Source organism: Caulobacter sp. CCG-8, assembly GCF_037402475.1.
GTDB lineage: Bacteria > Pseudomonadota > Alphaproteobacteria > Caulobacterales > Caulobacteraceae > Caulobacter.
Map to the genome: position 1 here is coordinate 96,127 of NZ_JBBEUD010000015.1, position 13,248 is coordinate 109,374.

Annotated in this window: 17 protein-coding genes; 3 read left to right on the forward strand and 14 right to left on the reverse strand. The window is 70.0% G+C overall.

What is annotated here, in order from left to right; all coding sequences use genetic code 11:
* Window positions 1-18 precede the first annotated feature (18 nt).
* The gene (locus WAE60_RS15655; RefSeq protein ID WP_337687474.1) at window positions 19-927 is read right to left on the reverse strand and encodes a LysR family transcriptional regulator; all 909 of its coding nucleotides are present in this window, start codon (window positions 925-927) and stop codon (window positions 19-21) included.
* A 79-nt stretch (window positions 928-1,006) separates the two neighbouring features.
* Here WAE60_RS15655 and WAE60_RS15660 point away from each other — a divergent pair, with 79 nt between their 5' ends.
* On the forward strand, window positions 1,007-1,519 hold the full coding sequence (locus WAE60_RS15660; RefSeq protein ID WP_337687475.1) for a hypothetical protein: 513 nt from the start codon (window positions 1,007-1,009) through the stop codon (window positions 1,517-1,519).
* An 11-nt stretch (window positions 1,520-1,530) separates the two neighbouring features.
* On the opposite strand, the gene WAE60_RS15665 is transcribed toward WAE60_RS15660, so the two are convergent.
* The 3 genes from WAE60_RS15665 to crcB form a co-directional block, all read right to left on the reverse strand.
* The gene (locus tag WAE60_RS15665) at window positions 1,531-1,737 is read right to left on the reverse strand and encodes a hypothetical protein (RefSeq protein WP_029912397.1); all 207 of its coding nucleotides are present in this window, start codon (window positions 1,735-1,737) and stop codon (window positions 1,531-1,533) included.
* Window positions 1,738-1,876: 139 nt separating this feature from the next.
* A complete protein-coding gene (locus WAE60_RS15670; RefSeq protein ID WP_337687476.1) occupies window positions 1,877-2,866 on the reverse strand; it encodes an RluA family pseudouridine synthase in 990 nt (329 codons plus the stop codon).
* Entirely contained in the window at window positions 2,863-3,249 is a 387-nt protein-coding gene (gene crcB, locus WAE60_RS15675) for a fluoride efflux transporter CrcB (protein WP_029912391.1), read from the reverse strand. Before crcB ends, WAE60_RS15670 begins: the two co-directional genes overlap by 4 nt.
* A gap of 386 nt (window positions 3,250-3,635) precedes the next feature.
* On the opposite strand from crcB, the gene WAE60_RS15680 reads away from it, so the two are divergent.
* Window positions 3,636-4,877: a hypothetical protein gene (locus WAE60_RS15680; protein WP_029912388.1), complete on the forward strand. Its 1,242-nt coding sequence runs from the start codon at window positions 3,636-3,638 to the stop codon at window positions 4,875-4,877.
* Between the two features lie 9 nt (window positions 4,878-4,886).
* On the opposite strand, the gene WAE60_RS15685 is transcribed toward WAE60_RS15680, so the two are convergent.
* Genes WAE60_RS15685 through WAE60_RS15700 form a run of 4 tightly spaced genes read right to left on the reverse strand, consistent with a single transcriptional unit; the run spans window position 4,887 to window position 8,321 of the window.
* A complete protein-coding gene (locus tag WAE60_RS15685) occupies window positions 4,887-5,399 on the reverse strand; it encodes a hypothetical protein (RefSeq protein ID WP_029912386.1) in 513 nt (170 codons plus the stop codon).
* Window positions 5,400-5,419: 20 nt separating this feature from the next.
* Window positions 5,420-6,250: an RluA family pseudouridine synthase gene (locus WAE60_RS15690; RefSeq protein ID WP_337687477.1), complete on the reverse strand. Its 831-nt coding sequence runs from the start codon at window positions 6,248-6,250 to the stop codon at window positions 5,420-5,422.
* Window positions 6,247-7,023, reverse strand: a complete 777-nt coding sequence (locus WAE60_RS15695; RefSeq protein ID WP_337687478.1) for a hypothetical protein — start codon at window positions 7,021-7,023, stop codon at window positions 6,247-6,249. The genes WAE60_RS15690 and WAE60_RS15695 overlap by 4 nt, the downstream gene beginning before the upstream one ends.
* Window positions 7,020-8,321 (reverse strand): replication-associated recombination protein A, encoded by a 1,302-nt coding sequence (locus tag WAE60_RS15700; RefSeq protein WP_337687479.1) that lies wholly within the window; start codon window positions 8,319-8,321, stop codon window positions 7,020-7,022. The genes WAE60_RS15695 and WAE60_RS15700 overlap by 4 nt, the downstream gene beginning before the upstream one ends.
* A 34-nt stretch (window positions 8,322-8,355) precedes the next feature.
* On the opposite strand from WAE60_RS15700, the gene WAE60_RS15705 reads away from it, so the two are divergent.
* Complete coding sequence (locus WAE60_RS15705; RefSeq protein ID WP_029912376.1) at window positions 8,356-8,772, forward strand: VOC family protein; 417 nt, start codon at window positions 8,356-8,358, stop codon at window positions 8,770-8,772.
* On the opposite strand, the gene WAE60_RS15710 is transcribed toward WAE60_RS15705, so the two are convergent.
* From WAE60_RS15710 to WAE60_RS15735, 6 genes are all read right to left on the reverse strand, one after another.
* Window positions 8,769-10,190 (reverse strand): DegQ family serine endoprotease, encoded by a 1,422-nt coding sequence (locus tag WAE60_RS15710; RefSeq protein ID WP_029912374.1) that lies wholly within the window; start codon window positions 10,188-10,190, stop codon window positions 8,769-8,771. The genes WAE60_RS15705 and WAE60_RS15710 overlap by 4 nt on opposite strands.
* A gap of 104 nt (window positions 10,191-10,294) precedes the next feature.
* On the reverse strand, window positions 10,295-11,542 hold the full coding sequence (locus WAE60_RS15715) for a TCR/Tet family MFS transporter (protein WP_337687480.1): 1,248 nt from the start codon (window positions 11,540-11,542) through the stop codon (window positions 10,295-10,297).
* Window positions 11,539-12,045: an SRPBCC domain-containing protein gene (locus tag WAE60_RS15720; protein WP_337687481.1), complete on the reverse strand. Its 507-nt coding sequence runs from the start codon at window positions 12,043-12,045 to the stop codon at window positions 11,539-11,541. Before WAE60_RS15720 ends, WAE60_RS15715 begins: the two co-directional genes overlap by 4 nt.
* A complete protein-coding gene (locus WAE60_RS15725) occupies window positions 12,042-12,371 on the reverse strand; it encodes a metalloregulator ArsR/SmtB family transcription factor (protein ID WP_337687482.1) in 330 nt (109 codons plus the stop codon). Before WAE60_RS15725 ends, WAE60_RS15720 begins: the two co-directional genes overlap by 4 nt.
* Complete coding sequence (locus WAE60_RS15730; RefSeq protein WP_337687483.1) at window positions 12,368-12,727, reverse strand: MmcQ/YjbR family DNA-binding protein; 360 nt, start codon at window positions 12,725-12,727, stop codon at window positions 12,368-12,370. The genes WAE60_RS15725 and WAE60_RS15730 overlap by 4 nt, the downstream gene beginning before the upstream one ends.
* Window positions 12,724-13,176 (reverse strand): VOC family protein, encoded by a 453-nt coding sequence (locus WAE60_RS15735; protein ID WP_337687484.1) that lies wholly within the window; start codon window positions 13,174-13,176, stop codon window positions 12,724-12,726. The genes WAE60_RS15730 and WAE60_RS15735 overlap by 4 nt, the downstream gene beginning before the upstream one ends.
* Window positions 13,177-13,248: the final 72 nt, after the last annotated feature.

Here is a 13,248-nt window from a genome sequence, read left to right on the forward strand (position 1 = left end):
GACCGCCATCGGCCCGCCTCAGGGCGCCGACTTGATATGGTCGATGAAGGCCCGGAGCTTGGGCAGCATCTGCCGCTTGCCCGGATGGTACAGGAACACGCCCGGCGTCGTGACGGCGAGGTCGTCGAGCACGGACTCCAGCCTTCCTTCCGTGATCGCCTTGCGCGCCAGGGGGCCGGGGACCTGAGCCAGGCCCGCGCCCTGGATCGCCGCGCCGATCAGCGTGGGATAGTCGTGCGCGATCAGCGGCCCCGAAACGGCCGCCTCGACCGTCTCGCCGCCGTCGACGAACGTCCAGTGGGCGATCGCGCCGTTCGAGCGGCGCAAGCGCAGGCAGGCATGGCCCCGAAGGTCGTCCACACCCCGCGGCCGCCCATGCCGGGCCAGATAGTCGGGGCTGGCGACGACCAGGAACGGCAGCGGCGGCGTCAGCCGCACCGCCACCATGTCGGGTGCGATGAACTGGCCGAAACGCATCCCGGCGTCGAACCCGCCGGCCGCCAGGTCGACCATCTCCTCGCTGGCGACGATCTCCAGCTCGACCTCCGGATAGGCCCTGGCGAACGAGGCGATCACCGGCTCGAGGAGCAGCGGCACGACGCCCCGGGGCACCGAAAGGCGCAGCAGCCCCGTCGGACGCCGCCCCAGGTCGCGCACGACCTCGCCGGCCGCGACCAGTTCCGCGAAGGCGGGTCCGGCGCGGTCGAGGAACCTCTGGCCGGCCTCGGTCAGGCCCACGCTGCGGGTGGTGCGCGTGAAGAGCGCCGCGCCCAGTCGCGCTTCCAGGCCGCGCACCGCCTGGCTGACGGCGGACGGCGTCACGCCCAGCTCCGCGGCGGCCCGCCGGAAGCTGAGGCTCCTGGCGACCGCGAGGAAGGTTTCGACCCCTTCCAGCGCCCCTTGTCGGACTGTGTAGTTCTGCTTCATGGACCATTCGTATTATATCGAATAGTCCGATGACAGCCCCGGACCTAGACACGTCGCCTCACCCTTGTGGGAGGCTGTCATGCCGACAAACCTGATCTTCCTGACCCAGCTCGTCCTCGGTTACGTCGCCTGGGGCCTTTGCTTCGCGGCCCATGGCCTGCCCAGGCTGAGGGCGATGGACCGCGTGCAGGCCCACCGCGCCGTCGCGGCCCTGCACAGCTTCCGCTTCTTCGGACTGGTCTTCATCCTTCCCGGGGTGGTCGGCCCCGACCTGCCCGCCGGCTTCGCCACGGCCGCCGCCTGTGGCGACTTCGCCGCGGGCCTGCTGGCCATCCTGGCCCTGCTGACGGTCAGGATCCGGCCGCTCTTCTGGACGTTCGTGGTCGGCTTCAACCTGGTGGGCGCCGCCGACTTCATCGCCGACTACGCGCACGCCATCCAGGGCGGCCTTCCCGAGCACGCGGGCGCCCTCGGCGCCGCCTATGCGATCCCGATCCTCTACGTGCCCCTGCTGATGATCACCCATGGCGTCGCGCTCTACGGCCTGGCGCGGGGCTGGCCCAAGGGCGCGGGCGCGGAAGCCGCGATCTAAGCGAAACGCCCCTACCCCGCCGCGTTCAGCTTCTTCTCGACCGCCTCGACCAGTTCCTTGACGTCCTGGTGCTTGCCGTTCTTGAACGCGATGCGCGTGCCGACCTTCAGCGGGCCCGCCAGCGGGCCGTCGGCGGGCACGGGCGCGAAGCTCAGCACCTCGCCCGTATTGATCGAAACCGGCGTGTCGTCCGGGCGGGTGAAGCTGACGAAGGCCATGAAAGTCGATCCCTCAAGGTTGAGAGACCAGCTTTCCACAGCCCAGAGCCGCACTCAAGCCGCCTAGAGCACGCTCTAGGCGGCTTGGCTTGACGCGCTTTCTTCACGCGAACCGGTGTCCACTTCGCTCGAAAGCGCTCTAGCGGCGCTTTGTCTGCCGCCGGGCGAACGGATCGTACTCGGCCTCGTCCTCCGAGAAGCCGAACTTGGCGAAGCCGGCCTTCATCTCGGGGCTGAGCGGGGCCTCGATGGCCAGGGTCCCGACGGTCGGGTGCGGCAGCACGATCGAGCGGGCGTGCAGCTGCAGCTTCAGCCCCTCCGACAGCGGCGCGGATTTGTCGTCGCTGTACTTGGGGTCGCCCAGGATCGGGTGGCCGATGGCCTTCATGTGGGCGCGCAGTTGGTGGGTGCGGCCGGTGTGCGGGCGCAGGGCCATCCAGGTGACGCGCGGACCGGCGCGGCTGATCGAGACGAATTCCGTCTCGGCCGGCTGGGCGTCCGGATCTTTGGGCTCGGCCGGCACCACCAGTTCGCGATCGCCCACGCCGCGCTTGGCGAGATGCAGCTCGATCACGCCCTCGGTGGGGTGCGGGTTGCCCGCGACGATGGCCCAGTAGGTCTTCTGCGCCTTGCGCTTGGCGAACGCTCCCGACAGACGCGCGGCCGCCGCCGGGGTCTTGCCCAGCAGCAGGACGCCCGAGGTGTCGCGGTCCAGGCGGTGGACCAGCTTGGGCCGGTCGACGCCCTCGCCCCAGGCGCTGAGCAGCTTGTCGATGTGGTGGGTGGTCTTGGTGCCGCCCTGCACGGCCAGTCCGGCCGGCTTGTTCAGGGCCAGGACCTCTTCGTCCTCGTACAGCACCAGCGAGCGGGCGAAGGCGATGTCGCGCGGCGACAGCTTGCCCTTCTCGGACGGATCGGGGGCGTCGGGCAGCGGCGGCACGCGGATCTGGCTGCCGGCCGCCAGCTTGGTTTCGGCCTTGGCGCGCGAGCCGTCGACCCGCACCTGGCCGGAGCGGAACAGCTTGTTGAGCTGGATATGGTTCAGGTGCGGCCAGCGGCGCTTGAACCAGCGGTCCAAGCGGACGCCGTCTTCGCCGGCGTCCACATAGAGCGTGCGAACTTCTTTCATGCGGAAAAGATCCTGCGGGCGATCAAGAGGCCCGCGAAAAGGGCCGCCACGGACAGGATCACGCTGGCGGTCGTGTAGGTGAAGGCCTGGCCGTAGGCGCGCTTCTCGATCATCAGCGCGGTCTCCAGCGAAAAGGCCGAGAAGGTGGTGAAGCCGCCCATGACGCCGACGCCGATCAGGACGCGCCAGTGTTCCTGTTGCTCGCCGCCCTTGAGGGCCAGCCAGGCGGCCAGGAGCCCCATCAGCAGCCCGCCCGTCAGATTGACGATGAAGGTGCCGTAGGGCCAGTTCGATCCGAACAGGCGCAAGGCCTGCACGCCCACCAGGTAGCGGGCCGCGGAGCCGAAGGCGCCCCCGACGGCGACGAGGAGGAGCTTGGTCATCGCGCCCTTATGCGCCGGGCGACCGCGAACGCCAAGCCGGGCCGCCGATCGCGCGCCCGGACGGCGGCCGTGATTGCCACGATATGCAGCTCAGGGTAGTATCATTCATCATTAGGGAGACGACCCATGCCCCGTCGCACGATCGTCTTAACCCTGCGATGTCCCGCCGACACGCCCGGTCGGCGGCGCAATCGTCGCGTCGATAGGACGCAAGCCCTTTCGCGGCTGGCAACTCGAAACGACGCTCGAATAACGATAGAAAGCCCGTGGAACGTGCAATTTAACGTTTAAGCCCCTTACGGTAACCTCGTTTGAAAACCGTGTTCCTGCACCGACCGTTAAGGCTGTAAAGGCATCCTATGGTCTCCTCCCGCGTCAAGGCCAACATGCCCTTCGATTCGAGCCATAGCGACGACCGGAACGAGCATCTGGCTCTCAGCGGACCCGTGCTCCAAAGGCTGGCGGGGTCGGAGCTGATCGCGCGCGGCTCGGTCAACATCATCAGCGTCAAGGCGATCCGCCGCTGGGCCGGCGACTGGTGGGACAAGAAGCGCGTCGACGTCTGGACCTATGTCGAGCGCAAGCTGGCCGAACACCTGGACCGCAGCGACCTGCGCGCCCGGATCGGCGAGGAAGACTTCCTGATCGCCATGAACAACGACCAGGGCCTGGCGGCCCAGGCGACCAGCGTGCGCATCCTGGAAGACGTGCTGACCCACCTGCTCGGCGCGGCCGAGCCGAGCGACTTGGGCGTGCGGTCGGTGATCGGCGTCGAGGCCGGCGGCGTCGTCTGCCGCCCCGTCGACGCCTCGGTGATCCTGGCCGCCCGCGCCCGCCGCGACTCGACCCGCTCGCCCATCCGCTTCGAGATCGATCCGCTGGAAGAGACCCGGCGCACGCCCGTGGCCTTCACCACCGCCGGCGGCGCGGCCCTGCGCGTCGACTTCACGCTGGAGCACGTGATCAACCTCAAGCGCAACGTCGCCACGGCGGTGCGCATCGAGCCGGTCGTCACCCACCTGGGCTCGGGCAAGCAGATCAGCGCCCGCGCGGTCTCGCGCCTGCCCGACCGCGACGCCGCCTTCATCGACGAGGCGGCCCTCAAGTACGCCGCCGTCTTCGCCCGCGCCTCGCAGGGCCACGACCGCCCGGACCTGATCGTGCCGGCCTCGTTCCGCACCCTGGGCACCCAGCGCGGCCGCGACATGCTGACCGGCACCTCGGGCCTGTCGCTGGCGCTGCTGCGCGGCGGGATCATGATGGAGCTGGTCGACGTCACCCGCGGCACGCCCGCCGGTCGCCTGCTGGAAGTGGTGGGCCTGCTCAAGGCCCTGACGCGCGGCGTGATCGCCCGCGTGCCGCCCGAAAAGGAAGCGCTGCGCGTGCTGCGCGACGCCCGCCTGGCCGGCCTGACCCTGGACGCCAGCGACCTGGCCGGTCCGGCCGAGAAGATCGCCGCCGACATCATGGCCTTCGGCCGCGACGCCCGGGGCCTGGCTCCCATGGTGACCCTGCAAGGCCTTCCGGCCGAGGGCTATTTCGCCGCCGCCGAGACCGCGGGCCTGACCCACGCGGCCCTGCGCGCGTCGAACCCCATCGCCACGGCGACCAAGAAGGCGGCCGGTTAAGCCACCCGGCTAGACCGCCGCGCGGCCTTCCCCGACCGTCCGGACAATGGCGCGGGCGTCATAGACGTCGGCGTCGCGGGGCGGTTGCCCTCGACCGAACACCACCTCCATCGAACTCGTGATCGACGGCTTGGGGCCGAGGTTGAAGGTCGTCCCGACGCCCAGGCCCACCGAGCTGCCGCCGCCGTGACGGCCGTAGTCGTAGCTGCTGGTGCCGCCGCCGACCGACAGGGTGGAGCCGCTGTTCGACCCGTTCTGCTGGGTCATGCGGTCGGCCACCCGGAACCAGTCATAGCCGTCGCGCAGGGCCAGTTCGGCCGAGCGCAGCAGCACGTAGTCCGAGACCTGGTTGACCGAGGCCCCGGGATTGCCCTGGAAGGTGACCCGGTAGCGGCCGTTCTCGAGGCGATATTCCGAATAGCCGGCGCCGTGCGCGGCGGTCTGCGGCGCATACACCGTCGGCGTCGTGGTGCAGGCGGTCAGCAGGGCGGCTGAAAAAGCGAGGGCGAGCAGACGTTTCATGGCGGAATCTCCTGCCAGGCTTAACGAGTCTCCGGGCGTCCCTGTTCCGGGACAGCCCCCTTGGGGACTTCGAGGCCAAGCTTACCCAGAACCGCGCGCATGTCGTCCGGAATCGGCGCGCTGATCCGGCGCTCGCCGCCCTCGGGATGGGGGAAGACCAGGCTGGCGGCGTGCAGCATCAGCCGCGGCACGGGCGTCCCGCCCAGCATCAGCGCCCCGCCATAGCGGCTGTCGCCGGCGATCGGGCGGCCGATCGAGGCCATGTGGACCCGCAGCTGGTGCATGCGGCCCGTGTCGGGGCTCAGCTCGACCAGGGCCGCGCCGTCCACCGCCGCCAGGGTGCGATAGCGGCTGCGGGCCGTCTCGGCGTCGGGATGGGCGGCCGCGCAGACCCGCATATAGGCCTCACGCCCGATCGACTCCCGGCGCAGCGGGCTGTCGATCTGGCCGCCGCGCGGCTCGGGCGCGCCCGGCGTGACGATGGCCAGGTAGGTCTTGCGGAACCGCTTGCCCATCAGGGCCTTGCCCAGGAAGGTCGCCGCCGGCTTGGTGCGGGCGGTCAGGATCACGCCCGAGGTGTCGCGGTCCAGCCGATGGATCAGGCGCGGCCGGGGCCGGTCCCGCCGCGCCAGGGCCCACAGCAGGTCGTCCAGCGTATGGGCCTGGATGCGCCCGCCCTGGCTGGACAGGCCGGCCGGCTTGTTGAGCACGAACACGCTGTCGTCCTCGTGGATCACCAGCGACCGGGTGAAGGCGATCTCCTCCGGCGTCAGGGCGATCGGCGTGTCGGACGCCTTGGGCTTGGCGACGCCGGGCGGACGCCTGGGAGCCCTGTTGGGCGGCTTGCTCATGCGACGCCCTCCCCCTTCGGCGCGATCCAAAGGGCCCGGCCGTTCAGGAACAGCCACAGCAGCAGCAGCCCGGCCGGGGCCAGGGCCCAGCCTCCGCGCGAGGCGAAGCTGGTGATCAGGAACACCGCGAAGGCCAGCGGCAGGGCGTAGAAGGTGTTGGCCAGGATCGCGGGCCAGTGCGGCGGACGCGTGAAGACCAGCAGCGGCCCGCTGGCCCGCCGACGAAAGACCAGGGGCGGCAGGACCAGCAGCAAGGTCACCGTCGCGATCGGGATCATGGCCACCAGCGCCCCGGCCAGCGGGATCTCCAGGGCGTCCGACCATTCCGGCAGTTGCTCGCGATAGAACTGGTGCAGCGGATCGGCCGCCAGCCCCGCCAGGGTGGCCAGCAGGGCCAGCACGGTCACGCCGATCACGACCAGGGCGCTCTTCTGCGCGCGCAGCAGCCGCGCCCCGAAGCGCATGGCCAGGCCCGTGACGATCGCCGCGCAGACGCCCAGGCTGAGACAGGCGTAGGCGATGTCGGCGTACAGCCATTTACGCGTCGCGTACTGGGTCTGCAGGGCGGCGAACCGGGCGGTGGCCGCCTTGAACGTCTCGGCGTCGGGCTGGCCGAAATACAGGGTGGCGCGCAGGCGTTGCAGCTCGGCGAAATAGGCGTTGGAGTCGCTATGCCACGGCGTCGCCGCCGCCAGTCCCAGCAGGACGCCCCCCGCCAGCAGCAGGACCAGGGCGACGACAGCGGTCACGCGGACCGCGGGGGTGAGCTTCACTTGCCGTCTCTCCGCAGGCGGTTCCAGGCGTCGAGCCGTTCCTTGACCTTGGCCTCGGCGCCGATCGGCTTGGGCTCGTACAGCGCCTGCCGCTCCATGCCGTCGGGCCAGTAGTTCTGGCCCGAGACCCCGCCCTCGACGTCGTGGTCGTAAGCGTAGCCGTCGCCATAGCCAAGGGTCTTCATCAGCTTGGTCGGGGCGTTGAGGATGTGGGCCGGCGGCGACAGGCTGCCGGTCTCCTTGGCCAGGCGCCGGGCGGCCTTGTAGGCGTTGTAGACCGCGTTGGACTTGGGGGCGCTGGCCATGTGGACCACGCACTGGGCCAGGGCCAGCTCGCCCTCGGGACTGCCCAGGAAGTCGTAGGCGTCCTTGGCGGCCGTGGTTAGCAGCAGGCTCAGGGGATCGGCCGCGCCGATGTCCTCGGCGGCCATGCGCACCAGGCGGCGGGCGATGAACAGCGGGTCCTCGCCGCCCTCCAGCATCCGCGCCAGCCAGTACAGCGCCGCGTCCGGATCGCTGCCGCGCACCGACTTATGAAGGGCCGAGATCAGGTTGTAGTGCTCCTCCCGGTTCTTGTCGTAGGCCGGGCGGCGCTTCTGCAGGAACTGGGTCAGCTGGGTGGGGTTCAGCGGCGTGTCCGTGCCGATGGCCAGCAGGGTCTCGGTCAGGGTCAGCAGGTAGCGGCCGTCGCCGTCGGCCATGGCGATCAGCGTCGAACGCGCCTCCTCGTCCAGCGGCAGCTTGCGGTTCTCAGCGGTCTCGGCCTTGACCAGCAGGGCCTCCAGCGCCTCCTCGTCCAACCGCTTGAGCACGAAGACCTGGCAGCGCGACAGCAAGGCTCCGTTCAGCTCGAACGACGGGTTCTCGGTCGTGGCGCCCACCAGGGTGACGATCCCCTCCTCCACGAACGGCAGGAAGCCGTCCTGCTGGGCGCGGTTGAAGCGGTGGATCTCGTCGACGAACAGCAGGGTCGACTGGCCGGCCTGGCGGCGCATGCGCGCCTGCTCGAAGGCCTTCTTCAGGTCGGCCACGCCCGAGAACACCGCCGAGATTTGCATGAACTCGTAGCCGCCGGCCTTGGCCAGCAGGCGGGCGATAGTGGTCTTGCCGGTGCCGGGCGGGCCCCACAGGATCATCGAGGCCAGGCGCCTGGCCGCGGCCATGCGGCCGATGGGCCCCTCGGGACCCAGCAGATGCTCCTGGCCCACCACCTCCTCGAGGGTCTGGGGACGCAGGCGGTCGGCCAGCGGCGACGGCGCATGGGGCGTCAGGCCGGCGGCTTGGAAAAGATCGGACATGGGCTAGGTTTACTTAATCGCGGAGGGAACCACCATGACCAACGAAGGCGATCCCACACGGGCCCCGGAGTCCGGCGTCATCCCCTACATTTCCGTGGTCGGCGGCAAGGCGGCCGTGGACTTCTACAAGCGGGCCTTCGGCGCCGAGGAGACCTTCCGCAACATCGCCGACGACGGCGAGCGGCTGCTGCATTCCCGGATGATCATCAACGGCGACTGGGTGATGCTGTCGGACCATTTCAGCGAAATGGCCCACGGCGACTACAGGCCGCCGGCCGCCGTGACCCTGCACCTGCAGGTCGACGACGCCGACGCCTGGTGGAGCCGGGCCGTCGAGGCCGGCGCGACCGTCGTCTTCCCGCTGGCCGACCAGTTCTGGGGCGACCGCTACGGCCAGCTCCGCGACCCGTTCGGCCACACCTGGTCCATCGCCTCGAGGATCAAGGCCTAGGCCCGCAGCCGCGCCGTGATCCGCTGGCCGTTGCGCTCGATCGTCACCGTCCAGCTCGCCGCGGCGGTGTTGGACACGGCCGCCAGGTCGGCGGTGGTGTTGATCGTCTTGCCGTTGACCTCGCGGACGAAGTCGCCGGGGCGCAGGCCGGCGTTCAGGGCGAAGCCCTGGCCGATCTTGGTGACCAGCACGCCGCGTCCCGCGAACGGATCGACGCCCAGGTCCTGGGCCACGGCGGGCGACAGGTTGACCACCGTGGCGCCGTCGAACGGGTTGCGGCCCTTCAGCACGCGCTCGTCCTTGGCCGGGGTCTCGGGAGCCGCCTCGGCCCGCAGGGTCAGGGTCTGTTCCTTGCCGTTGCGGTTGATCAGCACCGAGACCCGGTCGCCGACCTTGTGGGTGCCGATGGCGAAGGCGCCGCCGCCCTCGTCGTTCACCGCCTGGCCGTCGATCGACAGGATCACGTCGCCGTCGCGGATGCCGGCCCGCTCGGCCGAGCCGCCGGGATAGACGTCCGAGATCACCACGCCGCGAGGAGCCGACAGGCCCAGACTCCGGGCGATGTCGCCGGTCACCGGCTGGCCCTTCACGCCCAGCCAGGGCCGCACCACGCTGTGGCCGCCGCCCAGGGCCGCGTTGACCACCTGGCGGACCACCGAGGCAGGGATCGCGAAGCCGACGCCGGCCGAGGAGCCCGAGCGCGAAATGATGAAGGTGTTGATGCCGATCAGGTCGCCGTCCATGTCGACCAGCGGACCGCCGGAATTGCCCGGATTGATCGAGGCGTCGGTCTGGATGTAGCTGCCGAACTCGGCGGCGCCGACGTCGGTGCGGGCCAGGGCCGAGACGATGCCGTTGGTCACGGTCTGGCCCACGCCGAACGGGTTGCCCAGGGCCAGGACCAGGTCGCCGACCTCCAGCTGCTCCTGGTCGTCGATGGCGATCACCGGCAGGCGCTCGCCCTTGGTGTCGATCTTCAGCACCGCCAGGTCCGAGCGCGGGTCGTCCAGCAGCACGGTGGCCGGGAACTCCCGGCGGTCGGCCAGTTGGACGGTGATGTCGCTCATGTTCTCGATGTTGTGGTGATTGGTGATGATCACCCCGTCGGCGCGGACGATGGCGCCGGACCCCAGAGAACCTTGCACCTGGTCGCGGGTGGCCCCGCCGCCGCCGCCCATGAAGAAGTCCCAGAACGGATCGACCCGCTGACGCACCACGCGCTTGCTGGCCACGTTGACGATGGCCGGGGCGGCCTTCTTCACCACCGGCGCGAACGAGGCCTTCATCGACATCGGGTCGGAGGGCGCGCGGCGGGTCGGCTGGGCCAGGTCCGGGATCGACTGGGCCTTCGAGGGCCCTTGCGGCGAGCAGGCGGCCAGCAGGGCCAGGACGGGAAGCACGGCGCGATAGGATCGCATGATTGTTAGGCGACTCCGTGGAATTCGGCCCGGAAGATCAGCCGAGCTTTCGGGCGCATTGATGGCGGCCAAGGTCCGGGATTGGGCCCGCTGATCAAAGACGATCAGGCGACGCTCGGTTCCACCGCCGCGGGATGGGCCACGCGGATCGCCAGGGCCGTGGCCGCCAGCAGCAGGGCCGCGGCGATCAGGACCGGCAGGCCGGGCATGTGCAGGGTGGCGTCGTGGCGCACGGCCCACGAGAACGGCAGCAGGTACAGCGCCGGTCCGACGATGGCGGTGATGCCCATCATGGCCGAGTTCGCCCCCTGCAGCTGCCCCTGCTCCCAGGCCTGGACCCGCCGGGTCATCAGGCCCTGCAGGCCGGGCTGGATCAGGCCCGAGAAGGCGAAGATCGGCAGGCCGCACAGGTACAGCCACCCCGTCGGCGCCAGGCCGTAGATCATGAAGCCGACGCAGCCCGAGAACAGGCCGATCAGCAGCGCCCCGCGCTCGCCGACCTTCTTGACGATCGGACCCACCAGGAAGCTCTGCAGCAGGATGCCGGCGACGCCGCTGCCCATCAGTGTCAGGCCGATCACCGCCGTCGACCAGTGGTAGCGGAAGCCCATGTACAGCACGAAGACGCTGGGCAGCACGTTGTGCGCCATCTGGAACAGGAAGCCGACGCCCGCTAGGCCCAGCAGGTCGGGCTTGCTCCTAAGCAGGTTCAGCGAGCCCAGCGGATTGGCCTTGCTCCAGTCGAAGCGATGGACCCGCTTCTCGGGCGGCAGGGATTCCGGCAGCACGAAGAAGCCGTACAGCCAGTTGCACAGGGCCAAGCCCGCGCAGACCAGGAACGGCAGCCGGTGGTCGAACTGCCAGAGCCACCCGCCCAGGGCCGGGCCGAAGGTGAAGCCCACCCCGAACGCCGCCCCCATCAGGCCGAAGCCCTTGGCCCGGTCCTCGGGCTTGGTGACGTCGGCCACATAGGCCCCGGCAGTCGAGAAGCTGGCGGCCGTCATGCCGTTGAACACCCGGCCCACAAACAGCCACCAGATGGTCGGGGCGAAGGCCATGAACAGGAAGTCGACGCCCAGGCCGAAGATCGAGGTCAGGATCACCGGCCGGCGGCCCCAGCGGTCCGACATCAGGCCCAGGATCGGCGCGCAGAAGAACTGCATCACGCCCCAGGTGGTGGCGAACAGCATCACCCACAGGGCCGTCGAGGCGGTGTCGCCGCCGTTGAAGCGCTTCATCAGCTCGGGCAGGACGGGGATCATCACCCCCAGCGACAGCACGTCCAGGCAGGCGGTGACGAAGATGAAGCCGAGCGCGGCCTGTCGATGGTTTCGGCTGATGGCCTTGATCATGCGTCGCCCTCCCTGGCGTGGTCTTGTACGTCCATAGCCGCCCGGCTGGCGAGACTTGTCAGCAGCGCACGCCACCACTCGGCATGGCGCTGCAGGAACACCGCGTCCGGGAACCGGTGACGGGCGACGTGCTCGATCGGCACGGTGTCCCAGCCACGATGCTCGACGGTTACGCGGGTCTCGTCGCCGACGGGTTCGAAGCGGACCTCCACCTGGGTGTCCATGCCCGGCGCGAAGCTGGCTTGGCGCCAGCCGAACACCAGGAGCCTGCCGGGGTCCCAGATGTGGACGGGACCGATCTCGAACACCTTGCCCGTCGGCAGGCGCTCGACCAGGCGCGCCCCCTCCCCCGCGCCTTCAAAGGCCAGCACGCCGGGCGAGCGCGGCGTGAACGAGAACAGGGCGTTGGGTTTCCACCACGCGCCGATGTCGGCGGTGAACACCTCGAACACCCGCAGGGGCGCGGCCTTGATGCGCAGGGCGACCAGGACCTTGGAACTCACGCCGTCTCCCCTTCGATATGCGCCTTCAGGGCCAGCAGCTGGTCGCTCCACAATCCCTCGGCCGCCTCGGCCCAGGCCTTCAGCTCGGCCATCGGCGCGGGACGCAGGGCGTAGACCCGGACCCGGGCGTCGAACGGCGGATGGGTCTCCTCGACCAGGCCAGCCTGGCGCAGGGCGCGCAGGTGGCGGCTCATGGCCGGGGGCGACAGGCCGGCGGCCTGGGCCAGCTCGCCCGCCCGGCGCGGCCCCTGGCGCAGCAGGTCGACCGTCGCCCGCCGGTGCGGGTCGGCCAGGGCCGCCAGGGTGGCGTCGAGCGAGGCGCTCACGACGAGCCCGCCGGGGCCCGCGCCGCGTCCAGCAGGGCCAGCTGGCGCTTGTTGGCCTTCAGTCGCCAGGCCGCCTCCAGCGCCCCGCGCAGGGTGGGTTCGTCGGCCTCGGCCAGCACGACCAGGGTCGCGCCCTTCAGCCCCCAGTTCCCCGGCACAGGCCGGAACACCTTGGGCTCGACGCCCACGATGATGTCCTGGTGCTCGCGGGTCAGCTGCACCATGCCGAAATTGGCGTTGGGATAGCCCAGGGTGGCGAAGATCCGCCCCACCCGGAAGTCGACCGTGCCCATGTGCGAGCTCTCGACGGCGTCCGGCAGGGCCAGGGCCAGGCGGCGGAAATCGTCGGGGGTCACGCCCAGCCCTTCACGACCTTCAGGCCCGACGCCGCCTCGGCCTCGTCGACGCCGACGGCGCGGATCGGCGCGCCCACGGTCCAGAAGTGCCCCTCCGGATCGCGGCAGCGATAGGTGCGGTCGCCGTAGAACTGGTCCGCCGGCTCCATCAGGATCTCGGCCCCGGCCGCCCGCGCCCGCGCGCAATGGGCGTCGATGTCGCCTTCCAGATGGATGTGGACGCTCTGGGTGTTGAAGCCCTCGATCGAGGACGGGCTCTTGTGGCGGTCGGTCCACTCGTTGCCGATCATGATCAGGCTGTCGCCGAAGCCCATCTCGGAATGGGCCAGGTTCCCTTCGTTGTCCTCGATCAGCATGGTCAGCTCGAAGCCGAAGGCCGCTTCCAGGAATTTCAGCGCGGCCTTGGGGTCGCGATAGCAGAGGGCCGAGGTCAGGGCGGCGCGTTGCATGGCGAAGCTCCGTTTCCGATATCAGCAATATTTAACGCATATCGAAACTATCTAGGCAAGCGGCGCCGTCAC

Coding starts and splice junctions, on each gene's coding strand:
- crcB (WP_029912391.1), bottom strand. CDS start 3,249: ATGACCAAGCTCCTCCTCGTCGCCGTCGGGGGCGCCTTCGGCTCCGCG.
- WAE60_RS15710 (WP_029912374.1), bottom strand. CDS start 10,190: ATGCGATCCTATCGCGCCGTGCTTCCCGTCCTGGCCCTGCTGGCCGCC.
- WAE60_RS15705 (WP_029912376.1), top strand. CDS start 8,356: ATGACCAACGAAGGCGATCCCACACGGGCCCCGGAGTCCGGCGTCATC.
- WAE60_RS15665 (WP_029912397.1), bottom strand. CDS start 1,737: ATGGCCTTCGTCAGCTTCACCCGCCCGGACGACACGCCGGTTTCGATC.
- WAE60_RS15680 (WP_029912388.1), top strand. CDS start 3,636: ATGCCCTTCGATTCGAGCCATAGCGACGACCGGAACGAGCATCTGGCT.
- WAE60_RS15660 (WP_337687475.1), top strand. CDS start 1,007: ATGCCGACAAACCTGATCTTCCTGACCCAGCTCGTCCTCGGTTACGTC.
- WAE60_RS15690 (WP_337687477.1), bottom strand. CDS start 6,250: ATGAGCAAGCCGCCCAACAGGGCTCCCAGGCGTCCGCCCGGCGTCGCC.
- WAE60_RS15685 (WP_029912386.1), bottom strand. CDS start 5,399: ATGAAACGTCTGCTCGCCCTCGCTTTTTCAGCCGCCCTGCTGACCGCC.
- WAE60_RS15735 (WP_337687484.1), bottom strand. CDS start 13,176: ATGCAACGCGCCGCCCTGACCTCGGCCCTCTGCTATCGCGACCCCAAG.
- WAE60_RS15655 (WP_337687474.1), bottom strand. CDS start 927: ATGAAGCAGAACTACACAGTCCGACAAGGGGCGCTGGAAGGGGTCGAA.
- WAE60_RS15670 (WP_337687476.1), bottom strand. CDS start 2,866: ATGAAAGAAGTTCGCACGCTCTATGTGGACGCCGGCGAAGACGGCGTC.
- WAE60_RS15715 (WP_337687480.1), bottom strand. CDS start 11,542: ATGATCAAGGCCATCAGCCGAAACCATCGACAGGCCGCGCTCGGCTTC.
- WAE60_RS15700 (WP_337687479.1), bottom strand. CDS start 8,321: ATGTCCGATCTTTTCCAAGCCGCCGGCCTGACGCCCCATGCGCCGTCG.